The following is a 16677-nucleotide window of genomic DNA, read 5'->3' on the forward strand; positions in this document are numbered from 1 at the left end:
GCTTGTGAGGGGGCATCTGCGAGCTGACCGGCGGGGTAGACCAATTGGCCAGACGCCTACGCGCAAGGGGCGCTGCGGCGTCAGATGCCAAGCGCGCGCGGCTCGTTCCAAAGTGCGCTGCGCTCCCATATCTGCGCGAATTCGCGCTCCAGCTGCCGGCTGCGTGCCGCGCCGGTCAGCCAGGTTTCGCCGTCGTCGAAGCGGTGCCCTGTTGGACGAAAGTAGTAGGCGTCGTCGCCGATCACGTAGGCCGATGCATAGCTGGTATCGACCGGATCGCTGATCGCACGGAACCGGAACACGCTGGGCAGGCGTTGCGCCAGCCGCAGCAGTGAGCTGCCGCTGGCGCCGGCCGCGGCGGGCTCCTGCACCAGCACGTGCACGCGCTTGTCGTGGCGAGCGGTGGCAAAGCGACGCAGCGCCTCGAGCACGGCCGGGGCATCGAACAACGCCACGTCCAGGGCGCGCGTGTAGATCAACACCTGCCGGCGCGCGGTGCCGAGCAGGGCGGTGGTGGCGGTGTGTGCCGCTGCCAGGGTTTCGACCGCCATCGGGCCGTCCAGGCGGCGATACAGCGCCTGGCCTGCAGGCGCCTCCTCCGCGGTTGTCGAGAGCGCAGTGGGGGCACAGGCAGGAAACCGAGCCGGCCGAACAGGGCGGCGGCTTCTGCGCTGACATGCGTGCTCACGGTGGGCCAGCCGCGCTGGCGGGCGCTGTCCACGGCGGCGGCAAGCAGGCGAGCGGCCAGGCCACGCCGGCGCCAGGCCGGCAGGACGCCCAGGCGGTCGATGCGCCGATCCGGCGTGAGCCGGACGGCGGCGACCAGCTTGCCCTCCGCATCGCGTGCGGCCAGATGCAGACTGAGCGGGTCGAGGGCATCCCAGGAGTCCTCGGTAGCGCTGGCCGCCCAGCCCGCACGCAGCGCACGCAAGGTCCCGGCCTGCGTGGCCGGGTCCAGGGTGACGATCTGCGCCGGGCCGGCGGGGGTCATGAGCGCTGCGGATCCTCGTCGTCGTGCAACGCGTCGTCGTCGGCCGGGTTGGCGTCGTCGTCTTCCTGCGTGGCAGAGGCGTCGCTTGCCGTGCCGGTGTCGGCGGCCGCGTCGGCGGTGTTGTCCTCGTCTTGCGCTTCCTCGAGCGCATCCGGCTGGTCAGCCTCGTCTGCGACTGCTTCCACATCGGCGTCCGCATCGATCTGCGTGGCGTCGGTGTCGGCATCCAGATCAGCGTCTTCGTCGTTGTCGAGGTGGTCGGCCGACAGGCTCAGGGTATGCGCATCGTCGTCGTCGAGGTCTTCGTACTGATCCTCATGCGCGCGCTGGTAATGGCCCTGCGCCAGCAGTTCCAGCACCACCTCGCGGCCACGCACGGACAACTGCCCGTACAGCGCGCCGTCGATCTCCTCGGCGGCGGCCAGGCGGCTGGCGTCCTTGACCGACAGCGCAAATTCCAGGCCGCTGCAGAACAGGGTGGCGCCGCGCTTGGCACGCCGCCAGGCCAGCCGCGACCACGGGTGGCGATGCAGCAGCACGCCTTCGTCCAGAGCCTGCTCCACGGCCTCGCGCGGGATCGGTTCCGGTGCCGGCACCACGTCGCCGGAGGCGCGGTAGGTGGTCATGAAGCGGCCAAACCAGTCGCCCAGGCGGTCCGGGTCGTTCATGCGCAGGGCGTTGAGTGCGGCGACCACGCGGTTCATCGCGGTGACATCGATCTCGTATGGATCAGCCGGCACCTTGAGGTCTTCGTCGTGATAGCGCACGGCCTCGTCGGCATCGGCGATCAAGGTGTCCAGGTAGTCACCGATCAGCTCGGCCGAGGAGGGCGCGCGGGTGCCGATGGAGAAGGTCAGGCAAGCGTCCTGGGCCACGCCGTGGTGCGGCACCAGCGGCGGCAGGTACAGCATGTCGCCCGGGCCCAGCACCCAGTCGTGGGTGGGCTTGAATTCGCGCAGCAGCTTGATGTCCACATCGTCGCGGAACGCCATCGGCGTGGGCTTGCGGCCCTGCGAGGTGCGTGCGTCGACCTGCCAGCGGCGATGGCCCAGGCCCTGCAGCAGGAACACGTCGTAATGGTCGACATGCGCGCCCACCGAGCCGCCGGTGGCGGCGAAGCTGATCATGATGTCGTCGATGCGCCAGCGCGGCAGGAAGCGGAACTGTTCCAGCAGCGCACGTACGTCGGCGTCCCACTTGTCCACGTCCTGCACCAGCAGGGTCCAGTCGTGGTCGGGCAGGCCGGGGAAGTCGGTTTCCTGGAACGGTCCAGTGCGCACGGTCCAGTCGTCGGTGGCGCGGTCGTGGCTGATCAGCCGCGCCAGCACGCCGTCTTCGCAGGCCAGGCCGGCCAGGTCTTCGGGCTGCAGCGGCGACTGGAAATCCGGAAAGGCGTTGCGGATCAGCAGCGGATGCTTGTGCCAGTAGGTGCGCAGGAAGCGCTCGACCGGCATGCCCAACGGCTGATCGCGGGTGGCATGGATCTCGAAGGGCAGCGGGGCGCCCTTTCTGGCAACGGTCTTTTTTGCGGCGGTCTTTTTCATGGTGTGACGGGTCCGACTGGGAAAAGCCGGCGCTGCGCGGCCGGCGAAGTGGCCTATTGTCGCCCAGCCCGCTGCGCGATGCCTTGCCGGCCTGTGTTGCAGTCAGGTTTCAGTGCAAGGCTTGCCCATGGAGGCGCTGGTCGCGCCGGATGCTGGCCGGCGCGGGCGCCGGCGGGTCAGCGGGTCGTGATCTGGTTGTCGCTGCCGTAGTCATCGACCCTCGCAGTCCCGGACTGCTGGCTGATGCGGTTGCCGCGACCGTGCAGCGTGGCCTCACCGATCGTCTGCACCTGCACGTGATTGTCGTCGCCGGGCACCAGCAGGGTGTCGACGCGACCGGCCTTGAGCGTGGACTTGCGGCCGAACAGTTCGACGCTTTTGGCATCGCCGGCCAGGGTGACCTGAGCAGCGTCGCCAACGATACGGACCGATTCGGCGCGCTCGATCTGCACGATTGCCTGCTCGCCCAGCACGGAGATGGCGCCGCAATCGCCCTTGAAAAGCAGATTGGCGTGGTCGCCGGTCAGATCGACGTTATGCCCGTCGCAACTGACCGTGCCGCTGGTCGAGGTGACCAGCAACGTCGGCCGCTCGCCAGTGTCGGCCTTCGGTGCGGCGTCGGTGCTTGCTGGCGACAGGGCCGGCTGCGCCGGCTGGGGAGCGGATTGAGCTGGCGCCACCGATGCTGCGGATGCGCTTGGAGGCGTCGGGGAGATGGCAGCAGCAGGATCAGCAGCGGGCTGCTCGCCGCAGGCCGCCAATGCGAGCAGTGAGAGGGGCAGCAGTGAGCGCAATGCCATGTCAATCTCCTGAAAACGGGAACAACACAACGCAGCGATGGGCTTGGTCCACGCGCCGCTGGCGCACGAGGTGGTCGAGTCTGTGAGTCACGGATCCACCAGCGGCACGGCAGACAGGTCGATGGCGATCGCGCCGCCGTTACATCAGCTTGTTGCCGCTGCCACGGTCGTCCAGCGTGGGTTTGCTGGAGGGATTGACGGTGTTGTCGTTACCGGAAAAACGCACCTGTTTCACCTCGCGGACCAGGACCAGATTCTGGTTGCCCTGGATGTCTGCGCTGCCGAGGTTGGTCAGGTTGAGCGTGTTGTTGTTGCCGATGATGCTCAACTCGCCGACCTGTCGGTTGAGGACAGTGAAACTGCTGCCCTCCACGCGGATGGCACGTGCCTTTTCGACGTTCAGCGCGCCATGCGAGGCGGTGATCGTTACTGCGCCGCATTCGCCATTGACGATCGTGTCGGCGTTGTCCTTGGTAATGCGCAGATCCCTGCCGCCGCAGTCGGCACCGCTGGCTGGGTCGGTCAAGGTGGACGACACCGCCGACAGCGCCTGCGCGGCGGGGCCATCGGCGCCGCATCCGCTCAGCGCCAGCACGCTGGCGAGGGTCAACAGGGACACTGCTGTCTGAGTCACACGCATTGACGATCTCCTGAAGGGCGAGGCCGGCACGATAGCAGTCCGGCTCGGTGGTCCATGTGCAGGACCATGGGCCCTGTCCGGGCCCGGGAAACAGTTGGCGTGCATGACGCGAGGCGGATCGAGGCACAGCCTTTAACGAGCGCAGACGGCACGCCATTGGCAGGAAGCGCGACCGATGGACGCTGCCTGAGGTCTGGGCAGGCTGAGCAGATACGGCCCGTACGGCGGGCCGGTACTGGCCTTGCCAGCAGATCAGATGGCGCGCGCCAATTGCTCGGCCAGACCGGTATAAGCACCGGGCGTCAACGCACGCAAGCGCTGCTTGTCCTCTTCGGGCAGTTGCAGGCTTTCCACAAACGCCTGCATCGAGGCGGCGGTGATGCCCTGGCCGCGGGTCAGTGCCTTGAGTTGCTCGTAGGGATTGGGCAGGCCATGGCGGCGCATCACCGTCTGCACGGCCTCGGCCAGCACTTCCCAGGCGGCATCCAGATCGGCATCCAGGCGCTCGGGATTGACGGTCAGCTTGCCCAGGCCCTTGGCCAGCGAGTCGAGCGCCACTTGGGTATGGCCGAACGCGGTGCCGAGGGCGCGCAGCACGGTGGAGTCGGTGAGGTCGCGCTGCCAGCGGCTGATCGGCAACTTGGCGCTGAAATGCTCGAACAGCGCATTGGCGACGCCGAAATTGCCTTCGGCGTTCTCGAAGTCGATCGGGTTGACCTTGTGCGGCATGGTCGAGGAACCGACTTCGCCTTCTTTCAATTTTTGCTTGAAATAGCCGAGCGAAATGTAGCCCCAGATGTCACGTGCCAGGTCGATGAGGATGGTGTTGGCGCGGCGGGTGGCATCGCCGATTTCGGCCACGTTGTCGTGCGGCTCGATCTGCGTGGTGTAGGGATTGAAGACCAGCCCCAAGCCTTCGACAAAGCGTTGCGCGAACTGCGGCCAGTCAACCGACGGGTAGGACGCCACGTGTGCGTTGTAGTTGCCCACCGCGCCATTGATCTTGCCGGTCAGCTCGACCGCGGCGATCTGCTTGCGCTGGCGCTCCAGCCGCGCCACCACGTTGGCGATCTCCTTGCCGAGCGTGGTGGGCGAGGCGGTCTGGCCATGCGTGCGCGAGAGCATCGGCTGCGCGGCCTGAGCGTGCGCAAGCGTGCGCAGCGAGGCGGCGACGCTGTCCAGGGTGGGCAGCAGCACCTCGCGGCGCGCCTGCTCCAGCATCAGGCCGTAGCTGAGGTTGTTGATGTCTTCGCTGGTGCAAGCGAAATGCACGAATTCCAGCGCCGGGCCCAGCTCGGCATCGTCCTTGAGCTGTTCCTTGATGAAGTACTCCACCGCCTTGACGTCATGGTTGGTGGTGCGCTCGATCTCCTTGACGCGTGCGGCGTGCGTCACGCTGAACTGCTCGGCCAGGGCGCGCAAGCGCTGCGTGGCGGCGGCCGAGAAGGCCGGCAGTTCGGCGATGCCCGGCTCGGCGGCCAGTGCCAGCAGCCACTCGATCTCCACTTTCACGCGTGCCTTGATCAGGCCGTATTCGGAAAAGATCGGGCGCAGCGCGTCCACCTTGGAGGCGTAGCGGCCATCGAGCGGGGACAGGGCGAGCAGGGCGGAATCCGACATGGGCAGGGCACTGGGAAGCAGGCGGGGCGGCTATTCTACGCCGCCCCGGCGCCGGCTTCGCCGACCGGGCGCACCGTCACCGCCTGGATGCGGTGGCCGACCATGCGCCGGACCGTGAGCAGGTGCCCGTCCAGTTCCAGGGTCTCGCCTTCTTCCGGCAGCCGCTGCAGCTGGTGCACGATCAGGCCGCCAACCGAATTGACCTGGTCGGGCGCGCTGAGATCCCGGCCCAGCAGGCGTTCCAGGCGAAAGATCGAGGTGCTGCCGGCCACCAGCAGCGAGCCGTCCGGGCCGCGCACCGGCGCGTCGCGCACCACGTGGCGGTGCTCGTCCTCGATCTCGCCCACCACCACCTCCAGCAGGTCCTCCAAGGTGAAGAACCCCAGGATGCGGCCGTGCTCGTCCACACACAGCGCCAGATGGGTGGCGCCGCTGCGGAACTGCTCCAGCGCCCGCGGGATCGGGCTTTCCAGCGCCAGCACCGTGGCCGGGCGCAGTAGGGGGCGCAGCGCATCCAGGGTCTGGCCGCGCGCCATCGCCACCAGGATGTCCTTGGTGTGCAGGATGCCGAGTATCTGCTCGCCCTCGGCGTCGAACCAGGGGTAACGGCTGTAACGCGAGGTGCTGAATTCCGCCAGCACCGTCTGTAGCGTCATGCCTTCCCGCAGGCTGCGCAGGTGTTCGCGCGGGCGCATCAGGTCGCCAGCCACCAGGTCGGGCAGCTCCAGCACGTGGCTCATCAGTGCCATGCCGTGGTCGGGCGCGACCGCGTTGGGATCCTGGCGGCCCACGATCAGCTTGAGTTCCTCGCGCGAATAGCGGTGCGATTGATGCTCCACCTCGCCCCAGCCCAGCACGCGTAGCAGCCGGTTGGCGCTGGTGTTGAGCACCCAGATCGCCGGATACATGACCCAGTAGAACGCGTACAGCGGTGCGGCCGTCCACAGCGACATGCGTTCCGGGCGGCGAATGGCCATCGATTTGGGCGCCAGTTCGCCGAGCACGATGTGCAGAAACGAGATCAGGCTGAAGGCGATCGCCAGCGCGGTGAACTGTGCGGCTTCCGGCGATAGACCCAGCGTGTCGAACACCGGCTGCAGCAGGTGCGCGAAGGCCGGCTCGCCGACCCAGCCCAGGCCAAGCGAGGCCAGCGTGATACCGAGCTGGCAGGCCGATAAATACGCGTCCAGGTGTGCATGCACGCCCAGCAGCAGGCGCCCGCGCCAGCCGTGGTGTTCGGCCAGGCCCACCGCCTGGGTGTGCCGCAATTTGACCAATGCAAATTCGGCGGCGACAAAGAAACCGTTCAACAGCACTAGCAACAGCGCGATCAGCAACAGCCCGACATTAGCCCACATGGCGTACTTCACGCGGTGCGGTCGCCGGAATGCGCTGCGCGACGTGTGCGGGGCTGGGGCGGCGGTGTGGCGTGGCGAAACACGCGATCAACAGTTGGGTTCTACAGTCAGGCGCGTCGCCCATGGCAGCGAAAGATCTCCAGCAAACACAGGCAACAGTCTAGCCGCAGTGCTGCGATGACATCGCGGCAACGGCGTGGGCGCGTATCGTATGGCGTCGCCAGCCCGGGTGCGCCCCGCTGCCAGCCTTCCTTCACCACCAATCAACGATGTGCGGAGAGTGCAGATGAGCGAGAGTTTCAGGATCGAACACGACAGCATGGGCGAATTGCAGGTGCCTGCCGATGCGTTGTGGGGTGCGCAGACCCAGCGCGCCGTGCAGAACTTCCCGATTTCCGGCCAGCCGATGCCGCGCGGTTTCATTCGCGCGCTGGGGTTGATCAAGGCTGCGGCCGCAGGCGTCAACGCCGATCTCGGGCTGCTGTCCAAATCGGTGGCCAAGGTGGTGCAGGAAGCCGCCTTGCAGGTGGCGCAGGGCGCGCACGATGCGCATTTCCCGATCGATGTGTATCAGACCGGCTCTGGTACGTCGTCGAACATGAATGCCAACGAGGTGATTGCCACGTTGGCCACGCGCGCCGGTAAGGATGCGGTGCATCCCAATGACCACGTCAATCTCGGGCAGAGTTCCAACGATGTGGTGCCCACCGCGATTCGCGTCTCGGCATTGCTGGCGGTGCAGGAGCAGCTGCAGCCGGCGCTCAAGCATCTGCGCAAGACCATCGACAAGCGCGCCAAGAGTCTGGACAAGATCGTCAAGACCGGCCGCACGCATCTGATGGATGCGATGCCGCTGACCTTTGGCCAGGAGTTCGGCGCATGGTCTGCACAGCTCAGTTCCGCGCAGGAGCGCATCGACGACAGCCTGAAGCGGCTGCGCCGGTTGCCGCTGGGCGGCACTGCGATTGGCACCGGCATCAACGCCGATCCGCGCTTCGGCGGCAAGGTGGCCAAGGCCTTGTCCACGTTGAGCGGCGTCAAGTTCGAAAGTGCCGAGAACAAGTTCGAAGGCCTGGCGGCGCAGGATGATGCGGTGGAATTGTCGGGCCAGCTCAATGCGCTGGCGGTGGCCTTGATCAAGATCGCCAACGACCTGCGCTGGATGAATGCCGGGCCGCTGGCAGGGCTGGGCGAGATCGAATTGCCGGCGTTGCAGCCAGGCAGTTCGATCATGCCGGGCAAGGTGAATCCGGTGATTCCCGAGGCGACCGTGATGGTGTGCGCGCAGGTCATCGGGCACCACACCGCGATCACGGTGGCCGGGCAGACCGGCAATTTTCAGTTGAACGTGGCGTTGCCGCTGATCGCCGCGAACCTGCTGGATTCGATCAACCTGCTCAGCAACGTCTCGCGCCTGCTCGCCGATACCGCCATTGCCGGATTGAAGGTGCGCCAGGAGCGCGTGCGCGAGGCCCTGGACCGCAACCCGATCCTGGTGACTGCGCTCAACCCGATCATCGGCTACGAAAAGGCTGCCGCGATCGCCAAGCGCGCCTACAAGGAACAGCGCCCGGTGCTGGATGTGGCCAAGGAAGACAGCGGTCTGAGCGAGGCAGAGCTGCGCCGTTTGCTGGATCCGGCGGCGTTGACGCGCGGTGGCATCCAGGCGGGTGGCGGTGGTGGCGGCTGACCTTGGTCAGCTGTTGTAGGAGCACAGCTGGTGCGCGATGGGCTTTATCGATAACGCCTCATCGCGCGCAAGCGCGCTCCTACGGGTTCGCGGTAACGCCCAGCATTACGTACGTTCGATGTTTCGGCGGCATGCTGCCGAAGCTTCGCAGTACGGCTACAGCGACAACACAGCTTTGCGCAGTTGGCGTAGGCGCTGATTGCACTCAGCTGTCGTAGGAGCGCACTCGTGCGCGATGGCGGTATCGATAACGCGCCATCGCGCGCAAGCGCGCTCCTACGGATTGCCGCGATTATGCAGACTCAATGCCGCTCGGCCTGCACATTGCCGAAGCTTTCGCGATACGGCTGCAGCGGCGGGATGTCGTTGAGCAATTCGCCACTCAGGCGCTGGATGTCCGGCGTTGCGGTGAGCTTGATCGACTTGTACCCGGGGTCCGGGCCCGCATCGGCGATGGCCTGCTGGCGCAACATCTGCAGGTGACCGAACAGCAGCTGCAACTTGAGCCGGGTCGGCTCGGCCTGCGGCAGGGCGATATCGTCGATCTTCAGCGTGCCGTCCGGGGTGATCTCCGCATTGGCTGCGGGTGGGCGGCGAATCATCACCGACTGGGTGGTCACCGCGACGCGTGGCTTGCCACGTTCGGCGCGGCGGGACGATTGGTCACCGCAGGCGGCTAGAGTGCACAGCAGTAGCGCCATGCAGAGGATCACGAGCTTGTTCATGGGGTCGGAGGGTCGTGGGAAGACCACTAGTGTAATCCCGCGTCCGTCAACGCCGCCCCGATCAATCGACCGGGGCGGCGCATGCCGGCACAGTGGCGTTACTTGCGGCAGTCCTCGACGTCGTGCTGGGTGAGGCTGGCGTAGGGCGCAAAGGCCGGAATCAGGCTGGCGGCCGCATCCTGCGCCGTGCGCAGACCAACCAGGCGGTCGCAGATCTGCAGTGCGTGTTGCTTGAAGGTGTCGGCCTCGGCTTCGATCTTCCCGCCGATCTGGTCGGGGTTGCCGCTCAGCACGCCCTTGAGCGCTTCGCCCGCCGCTTGCGCACCGAACGCCGCGCCCTTGGTGCCGATCTCGATGCCTTGCTTGGCCACGGCCTGCAACTGCGCGTAATAGCCGCGCATGGCCTGCTGCTGCGCAGCGTTCAGCGCCACCGGCTTGCCAGCGATGCGCAAGCTGCCGTCTGCACCAATCCTGGCCGCCGGCAAGCCGCTACGGTTGAGCGTGACGCTGTTGTTGTCGAACGTCACACCGCTGCCGTTGACCTGCGCCGAGCCGCTGGTCGTGCTCTCCGAGTGCCCGCCGCACCCCACCAGCAACGCCCCCATCAGTAATGCCGAAGCAAGCACTTTCATCTGCAGTCTCCCCATGTTGGACGTTGATCAGTGGTCGGCCGGCACACGCGTGGTGCCGGAGATATCGCTGGCGTTGATATCGCCGCTGCCCTTGTGCGCCAACGTCAGATCCCCTTGCACCTTGCGCACCTCCGCGGCACCGGAGCCGATCGATTCGATGTTGACGCTGCCTTGTACATCGCGGACTTCAAGATCGCCCGAGCCAATGCTGCCAACCTGCACGTTGCCGGCGACGCCATGCAGCTTCACGTCGCCCGAGCCGATCTTGCCGACCTCTGCCGCGCCACGGATCTGGCGCGCCTTGATATCGCCAGAGCCCACGGCCAGCACCTGCAAGGCGCCCGCGTCCTCCAGTTCGATATCGCCCGAACCCACCTTGGCGGTCACGCGGCCCTTGGTGCGGCGAACGGTCATGTCGCCGGAGCCCACGTCGGCGCTGACGGCTGCAGCGCCGCTGATCTCGGCATCGCCGGAACCGATATCAAACTGCACCAGCAGCGTATTCGGCACGCTGCCGCGCAGGTCCAGATACGCGTAGCTCTCGCCAATGGAAATGCGCAGCGGGCGGTCGTCTTCCAGCGTGACTACCAGTTTGGTGCCCATCCGTTTCTGGGTGACGGTGAGGTTGCGCAACAACTCGGGCCGGGCAGCGCAGGCACGCCCGCTCACGCGCCCGCTGGTGCCCGGGATCGCCTCCAGGCGCAGGTCATTGGAGGCGATTTCGAACAACACCGTCTTGATCCCGGACAACTGCAACTCCAGGCTGCGCGGGTCGGAAAACTTGCACTGCTCTTCGGCCACGGCAGCGCCGGGCAGACCAAGCAGCAGGAGCAGACTCAGTGGCAGGCGCATGGCGCGACCTCAGGCTTCGGAGCGCCGGCGGCGCAGGTAGATGGAGGCAGCGATCAGGGCAACGCCGATGGCCGCACCGATCCAGATGTCCGGGTTGCCGTAGACGCGTGCGCTGTCAGTGTGTTGCAGCACCCATTGCACCAGGTCGCTGGGATTCTGCATCGCACTGCTGTCCAGGGTGCCGCTGACCGCGCGCGGCGACCAGGTGCCGGGCAGGGCGCTCAGCAGGCCGCGGTAGCCGACGATGTACCAGACCCAGCCGATCGGCAGCGACACACCGGGCATGGCCGAGAGAATGCTCAGCATCACGCAGGCCAGCAGCGGGAACAGCACCGCCCACAGGAACGGCTTGGAAGTGGCCCAGGCCGAGCAGAACATCAGCCAGCCCACGGTCGGCAGCGACCACAACAGGCTCATCGGCACGGTCATCAACAGCCGTCCAACCAGGGCGAACGGATGCGAATGCGTGGCCATGGCCCATGGGCTGGGGACGCCGGCGATCAACGCACCACCGATGGCGATCAACCACAGGGCAAGGCCGACCACCAGACCGATCGCAATCGCGATCAGCGGCGCCAGCAACAACGCCCATGCGGCCTTGGACAGCACTGTCTGCGTGTCCGACACCGGCAAGGATTTCCAGAACAGCACGCTGCGATCGCGGCGGTCGTCGTAGAGGCTGCCCAGCGCATAGAAGAACACCACAAAGGCCAGTACGACCGAGGCGATGCCGATGCCGCCCAGCAGCAGGCCGTCGCCCACCTGGCCCAGGGTGCGGGTGTATTCGGCCAGGTCGTCCATCCTCATGCTGTCGCCGGACATGTTGCCGCGCGCGCTGACTGCGCCGATCACCGCGCCCAGCAGCGCGAAGAACACCGCGATGCCGCCGGTGATCACCTGCGACCAGACGAAACCGCCACGGTGCTCCCAGTACTCGCGTTTGAGCAGCCAGGTGAACGTGCGTGCGGGAGATGCTTGGTGGGTCATTGCATTCATGCGTAGGTCCCCTTCATGACAGCAACAAACAGATCGGCCAGGCCGGGATTGCGGGTTTCACCGAAGCGGGCGAGTTGCTCCTTGGGCGCACCGTCGAACAGCATCACGGTCTTGCCGAACGGCAGGCTGCGCTCGTCGATGGGGCCCAGTGCGCGCGCGCTGTCCAGGTGCTCGGCGTTGACCAGTACTTCGGTGTAGCGCTCGGCGACGTGTTCCATATCGGCCGTGAGCACGATGCGGCCGTCGCGGATGAACATCACATCGGTGAGGATGTGCTCGATCTCTTCCACCTGGTGGGTGGTGACGATGATGGTCTTCTGCTCGTCGAAGTAGTCTTCCAGCAGGCGCTGGTAGAACTGCTTGCGGTACAGGATGTCCAGGCCCAGCGTGGGCTCGTCCAGCACCAGGATGCGCGCATCGATGGCCATCACCAGGGCCAGGTGCAGCTGCACGATCATGCCCTTGGAGAGTTCGCGCACCCGCGATTTGCGATTGAGCTGGGTGTTGGCCAGAAAGCGCTCGCACTTGGCACGGTCAAAGCGCGGGTGGACGCCGGCGACGAAGTCGATGGCCTCGCCGACACGCAGCCAGCGCGGCAGCACCGCTACATCGGCAATGAAGCAGACCTCGTTCATCAGCGCATTGCGTTGCGTGCGCGGGTCCATGCCCAGCACCTGCAGCTCGCCGTCGAAATCGGTCAGGCCCAGCACGGCCTTCAGCGCGGTGGTCTTGCCGGCGCCGTTGGGGCCGATCAGCCCGATGATGCGGCCGGCGGCGATGGTGAAGCTGGTGTTGTCCAGCGCAAGTCGATGCTTGTAGGCCTTGCGCAGGCCACGAGCGTCGACCACGTGGTCGGTGGAGACGGCGGTCATGGTGTTTTCCCCTGTGGCAGCAGATCGTCGATGGTCAGTCCCAGGCGCTGGATGCGTTCCAGCACCGCAGGCCATTCTTCATTGAGGAAGCGCTCGCGTTCGCTTCCGCGCAATTTCTGTGCGGCTTCCGGGGTCATGAACATGCCCAGGCCGCGGCGCTTCTCCACCAGGTTCTCGTCGGCCAGTTCCTGATAGGCGCGCGAAACGGTGATGGGGTTCAATTGATAGTCGGCCGCCACTTGCCGCACCGAGGGCAGGGCGTCGCCAGGCTTGAGGATTCCATCGAGCATCATGGCAATCACACGTTCCTTGAGTTGGCGATAGATGGGAGCGCCGTCGCTCCACTGGATGTCAGTCATGATCAGCTCCGTGGGCGCAGGACTTGCGCGAAGGAGAAATAGGGCATCGACAGCGAGGCGCGCAGGTGCCGGCTGGGCCGGGTGCGTGTCTCGGGGGGAGTTGTCGCGTTTTCCGTAACCGCCTCCGACGCGCCATAATCGGCGCCGGTATCCGTGACCTGACTGGAAGCGGCTCCCAGGCAACCAATGGCGAACAGGGTGCTGCCGAACAGCAGCAGCGGAACTGGTCGCGTAAAGCGTGTGCTGTTCATGCTTTCCCCTGCGTTGGATGACTGGTGTTGTATTCAACTATAACACCGACACGCAGGCAGTCAACTGCCTGTCATACCCAACTGATGGCACCCCGCCGCTGGCGCGCGTGTCCTCACCACCTAGGGCACCGCTCATGTCGCTCAATCGTCTGTTGGTCCTTGTATTTGCTGGACTTTTTTCCACTGCTGCGGTGGCGGCCGGTACCTCGGTGCTGGATCTGGACTACCGCCCGCTGGCCGGCAAGGCCCCAATCAACCTGAACCGTAGTTACGGCGGCAAGGTGGTGATGGTGGTCAACACCGCCAGCAAGTGCGGCTTCACCCCGCAGTACGAAGGCCTGGAGGCGCTCAATCAGCGCTTCGGCAGCCGCGGGTTCACGGTGCTCGGCTTCCCGTCCAACGATTTCCAGGGACAGGAACCCGGATCTGAGAAACAGATCCAGGAATTCTGCACGCTGACCTATGGCGTCAAGTTCCCGATGTTTGAGAAGGTGCATGTGCTGGGCGCGCAGGCGACCCCGCTGTATCAGCGACTGACGCGCGAGACCGGCGTGGCGCCGGGTTGGAACTTCCACAAGTATTTGATCGGTCGCAATGGACAGGTGGTGGCGCAGTTCCCGAGCAAGGTCAAGCCGGACGATCCGCAGGTGCTGGCGGCGATCGAGCGCGAGCTCAAGGCGCCGGCACGCTGAGCGCGGAGCGCGCAACGTCGCGTGCACATGCGACAATGCGCATTCAGCGCCGGCGTCGGCGTGATCTTTTCACTTTCGGGAAGTGCATCGAATGAAGATGGGAAAGCGCGGCGCGGCGGCGTCGCTACTGATGGTGGCAATGTCGGCAACGATGCCTGCGATGTCGCAACAACCGGCCGCAGCGGCCACCAAGGAGAAGCCGGCTTTGAATGCATCGTCTGAAAAGAGCAACGTGAGTTACGCCATCGGTATGGACGTGGCACGTTCGTTCGAGCCGATCGCGCAGGACATCGATGTGAGCGCCATGCAGCGCGCCATCGAGAACGCCTTCAAGGGCGGCAAGCCGCTGTTGTCCGACGAGCAGACCCAGGCCACCGACACCGCACTGCGCACCGCGCTGGCTGCACGCAACGGCCAGCAGATGCCGGGCATGGCACCGGGCAGCGCCCCGGCGGCGCCGTCCAAGGAAAATGTCGGCCTGATGCTGGGTGACCGCGCGGTTGGCCCGTCGCTGGCCGGCATCAAGGACGAGATCGATCTGTCGATCCTGATGGAAGCCGTCCGCACCGTGTTCGCCAAGGGCACCACGCGGTTGACCCAGCAGGAAGCGGCCGCAACGATGCAGGCGTTCGCCACTGCCAAGCAGGGCGCAGCCGGTGCCAAGAATCGCGAAGAAGGCAATGCGTTCCTGGCCAAGAACAAGACCGAAAAAGGCGTGATCACCACGGCCTCGGGTCTGCAGTACATGGTGCTGCGCCAGGGCAGCGGCGAGCGCCCGATGCCCACCAACACGGTGCGCGTCAACTACGAAGGCAAGCTGCTCGACGGGAAGGTCTTCGACAGCTCTTACCAGCGCGGCCAGCCGGCCGAGTTCGGTCTGAATCAAGTGATTGCTGGATGGACCGAGGGTGTCGCCTTGATGCCGGTCGGTTCGAAATATCGTTTCTGGATTCCATCCAACTTGGCCTATGGCCCGAACGGCACGCAGGGGGGGCCGATCGGACCGGACGCAACGTTGACGTTCGATGTCGAACTGATGGGTATCCTTCCCTGATCCCCCACAGGAGTACCCCCACCCATGCGAGTTGCGATCTTTGGTACCGGCTATGTTGGTCTTGTCACCGGTACCTGTCTGGCGGAAGTAGGTCATCACGTTATCTGCGTGGATATCGACCAGGCGAAAGTTGATGGTCTCAATCGTGGGGTGATTCCCATCTATGAACCCGGCCTGGAGCCGATGGTGAAAGCCAACCACGCCTCTGGCCGGTTGCGCTTCACCACCGACGCGGCCGAGGCGATTGCGCACGGCGAAATCACCTTCATCGCCGTGGGCACGCCGCCTGACGAGGACGGCAGCGCCGACCTGCAGTACGTGCTGGCGGTTGCGCGCACCGTGGGCCGTCATATCGACGGGCCGTCGGTGATCGTCAACAAGTCCACGGTGCCGGTCGGTACCGCCGACAAGGTGCGCGCGGCCATCCAGGAAGAACTGGATGCACGCGGCGTGGACCATGAGTTCGACGTGGTTTCCAACCCTGAGTTCCTCAAGGAAGGCGACGCGGTGGCTGACTGCATGCGCCCGGACCGGATCGTGATCGGTGCCAAGAAGCCGGCAGCGATTGCGCGCATGCGCCGTCTGTATGCCCCGTTCAACCGCAACCGCGATCGCATCGTGGAAATGGATGTGCGCTCGGCCGAGCTGACCAAGTACGCGGCCAACGCGATGCTGGCGACCAAGATCAGTTTCATGAACGAGATCGCCAACATTGCCGAACGCGTCGGTGCGGACGTCGAGCATGTGCGTAACGGCATCGGTTCGGATCCGCGCATTGGTTGGCACTTCATCTACCCCGGTGCCGGCTACGGCGGCTCGTGCTTCCCGAAGGATGTGCAGGCGCTCGCCAAGACCGCGCAGCAGTACGGCATGCAGCCGACCCTGCTCAACGCGGTGGAAAGCGTCAACAATGCGCAGAAGGGGCATCTGTTCGAACTGGTGCAGCGTCACTATGCCGATGGCAACGGCAGCATCGCCGGCAAGACCTTTGCGGTGTGGGGCCTGGCGTTCAAGCCCAATACCGACGACATGCGTGCAGCTTCCAGCCGTCGCCTGATGGCGCAGTTGTGGGAAGCCGGTGCCAAGGTGCGCGCGTATGACCCTGAAGCCACGCACGAAGCCAAGCGCATCTTCGGCGAGCGCGACGACCTGACGTTCTGCGACGACGCCTTCGCCGCACTGGAAGGCGCCGACGCGCTGGTCGTGGTCACCGAGTGGAAGCAGTTCCGTAGCCCGGATTTCGGCAAGATCAAGCAGGCTCTGAAGGACGACGTCGTGTTCGACGGCCGCAACCTGTACGACCCGCAGGAGATCGAAGCCGCAGGTCTAGCGTACTACGCCATCGGACGAGGCCGTTCGCTGCATGCATGAGCAACTCTCGCCGCGCGACCAGGAACTGGAAGCGCGGTTGGTGGAACTGGAAACGCGCCTCTCCTTTCAGGAGCAGGCGCTGACCGAACTGAGTGAAGCGCTTGCGGACGCCCGTTTGACGGGCGCCCGCAATGCCGAATTGATCCGCCACCTGCTTGAGGATCTGGGCAAGGTGCGCTCCACGTTGTTTGCGGATGCGGCGGACGAACCGCCACCGCCGCACTATTGAT

18 protein-coding genes and 1 pseudogene are annotated in these 16677 nt (G+C 65.6%); 6 read left to right on the forward strand and 13 right to left on the reverse strand.

The features are described 5' to 3' along the window. Positions 1–80 precede the first annotated feature (80 nt). From ACD584_RS06770 to ACD584_RS06795, 6 genes and pseudogenes are all read right to left on the reverse strand, one after another. A pseudogene (locus ACD584_RS06770) lies at positions 81–991 on the reverse strand (GNAT family N-acetyltransferase). Beyond that, positions 988–2535, reverse strand: coding sequence for a cupin domain-containing protein (locus ACD584_RS06775; RefSeq protein WP_076036013.1), 1548 nt, complete (start codon positions 2533–2535; stop codon positions 988–990). The pseudogene ACD584_RS06770 and the gene ACD584_RS06775 overlap by 4 nt, the downstream one beginning before the upstream one ends. A 176-nt stretch (positions 2536–2711) precedes the next feature. Next, positions 2712–3335: a DUF3060 domain-containing protein gene (locus ACD584_RS06780; protein WP_070692826.1), complete on the reverse strand. Its 624-nt coding sequence runs from the start codon at positions 3333–3335 to the stop codon at positions 2712–2714. A 139-nt stretch (positions 3336–3474) separates the two neighbouring features. Then, complete coding sequence (locus tag ACD584_RS06785; protein WP_016944496.1) at positions 3475–3975, reverse strand: DUF3060 domain-containing protein; 501 nt, start codon at positions 3973–3975, stop codon at positions 3475–3477. Positions 3976–4227: 252 nt separating this feature from the next. Continuing rightward, entirely contained in the window at positions 4228–5595 is a 1368-nt protein-coding gene (purB, locus tag ACD584_RS06790) for an adenylosuccinate lyase (RefSeq protein ID WP_076036011.1), read from the reverse strand. 35 nt (positions 5596–5630) lie between these two features. Next, entirely contained in the window at positions 5631–6953 is a 1323-nt protein-coding gene (locus ACD584_RS06795) for a hemolysin family protein (RefSeq protein WP_076036010.1), read from the reverse strand. Between the two features lie 286 nt (positions 6954–7239). On the opposite strand from ACD584_RS06795, the gene ACD584_RS06800 reads away from it, so the two are divergent. Continuing rightward, the gene (locus ACD584_RS06800; protein ID WP_076036009.1) at positions 7240–8643 is read left to right on the forward strand and encodes an aspartate ammonia-lyase; all 1404 of its coding nucleotides are present in this window, start codon (positions 7240–7242) and stop codon (positions 8641–8643) included. Between the two features lie 302 nt (positions 8644–8945). On the opposite strand, the gene ACD584_RS06805 is transcribed toward ACD584_RS06800, so the two are convergent. The 7 genes from ACD584_RS06805 to ACD584_RS06835 all read right to left on the reverse strand — a co-directional run bounded on the left by ACD584_RS06805 (position 8946) and on the right by ACD584_RS06835 (position 13330). After that, positions 8946–9368 carry a hypothetical protein gene (locus ACD584_RS06805; RefSeq protein ID WP_016944498.1) on the reverse strand — a complete coding sequence of 141 codons (423 nt, stop codon included), beginning with the start codon at positions 9366–9368 and terminating at the stop codon, positions 8946–8948. Positions 9369–9466: 98 nt separating this feature from the next. Further along, positions 9467–10000: a DUF2884 family protein gene (locus tag ACD584_RS06810; RefSeq protein ID WP_076036008.1), complete on the reverse strand. Its 534-nt coding sequence runs from the start codon at positions 9998–10000 to the stop codon at positions 9467–9469. Between the two features lie 27 nt (positions 10001–10027). Continuing rightward, positions 10028–10852 carry a GIN domain-containing protein gene (locus ACD584_RS06815; RefSeq protein ID WP_076036007.1) on the reverse strand — a complete coding sequence of 275 codons (825 nt, stop codon included), beginning with the start codon at positions 10850–10852 and terminating at the stop codon, positions 10028–10030. A 9-nt stretch (positions 10853–10861) separates the two neighbouring features. After that, positions 10862–11848: an ABC transporter permease gene (locus tag ACD584_RS06820; RefSeq protein WP_011036684.1), complete on the reverse strand. Its 987-nt coding sequence runs from the start codon at positions 11846–11848 to the stop codon at positions 10862–10864. Beyond that, positions 11845–12720, reverse strand: a complete 876-nt coding sequence (locus ACD584_RS06825) for an ABC transporter ATP-binding protein (RefSeq protein ID WP_011036685.1) — start codon at positions 12718–12720, stop codon at positions 11845–11847. The genes ACD584_RS06820 and ACD584_RS06825 overlap by 4 nt, the downstream gene beginning before the upstream one ends. Continuing rightward, positions 12717–13079 (reverse strand): GntR family transcriptional regulator, encoded by a 363-nt coding sequence (locus ACD584_RS06830; RefSeq protein ID WP_011036686.1) that lies wholly within the window; start codon positions 13077–13079, stop codon positions 12717–12719. Before ACD584_RS06830 ends, ACD584_RS06825 begins: the two co-directional genes overlap by 4 nt. 2 nt (positions 13080–13081) lie before the next feature. Further along, positions 13082–13330: a hypothetical protein gene (locus ACD584_RS06835; protein ID WP_012438718.1), complete on the reverse strand. Its 249-nt coding sequence runs from the start codon at positions 13328–13330 to the stop codon at positions 13082–13084. Between the two features lie 134 nt (positions 13331–13464). Here ACD584_RS06835 and ACD584_RS06840 point away from each other — a divergent pair, with 134 nt between their 5' ends. The 5 genes from ACD584_RS06840 to ACD584_RS06860 are packed head-to-tail and all read left to right on the forward strand — an operon-like array spanning position 13465 to position 16676. Further along, on the forward strand, positions 13465–14022 hold the full coding sequence (locus ACD584_RS06840) for a glutathione peroxidase (protein WP_012438717.1): 558 nt from the start codon (positions 13465–13467) through the stop codon (positions 14020–14022). 60 nt (positions 14023–14082) lie between these two features. Continuing rightward, a complete protein-coding gene (locus tag ACD584_RS06845; RefSeq protein ID WP_223648265.1) occupies positions 14083–14244 on the forward strand; it encodes a hypothetical protein in 162 nt (53 codons plus the stop codon). Next, on the forward strand, positions 14174–15076 hold the full coding sequence (locus ACD584_RS06850) for an FKBP-type peptidyl-prolyl cis-trans isomerase (protein WP_225041547.1): 903 nt from the start codon (positions 14174–14176) through the stop codon (positions 15074–15076). Before ACD584_RS06845 ends, ACD584_RS06850 begins: the two co-directional genes overlap by 71 nt. 24 nt (positions 15077–15100) lie before the next feature. Continuing rightward, positions 15101–16447, forward strand: a complete 1347-nt coding sequence (locus tag ACD584_RS06855; RefSeq protein ID WP_014507346.1) for a UDP-glucose/GDP-mannose dehydrogenase family protein — start codon at positions 15101–15103, stop codon at positions 16445–16447. Continuing rightward, positions 16440–16676, forward strand: a complete 237-nt coding sequence (locus ACD584_RS06860) for a SlyX family protein (RefSeq protein WP_011036690.1) — start codon at positions 16440–16442, stop codon at positions 16674–16676. The genes ACD584_RS06855 and ACD584_RS06860 overlap by 8 nt, the downstream gene beginning before the upstream one ends. Position 16677: the final 1 nt, after the last annotated feature.

It is taken from the genome of Xanthomonas sp. NCPPB 2922 (assembly GCF_041520885.1).
Taxonomy (GTDB): domain Bacteria; phylum Pseudomonadota; class Gammaproteobacteria; order Xanthomonadales; family Xanthomonadaceae; genus Xanthomonas; species Xanthomonas campestris.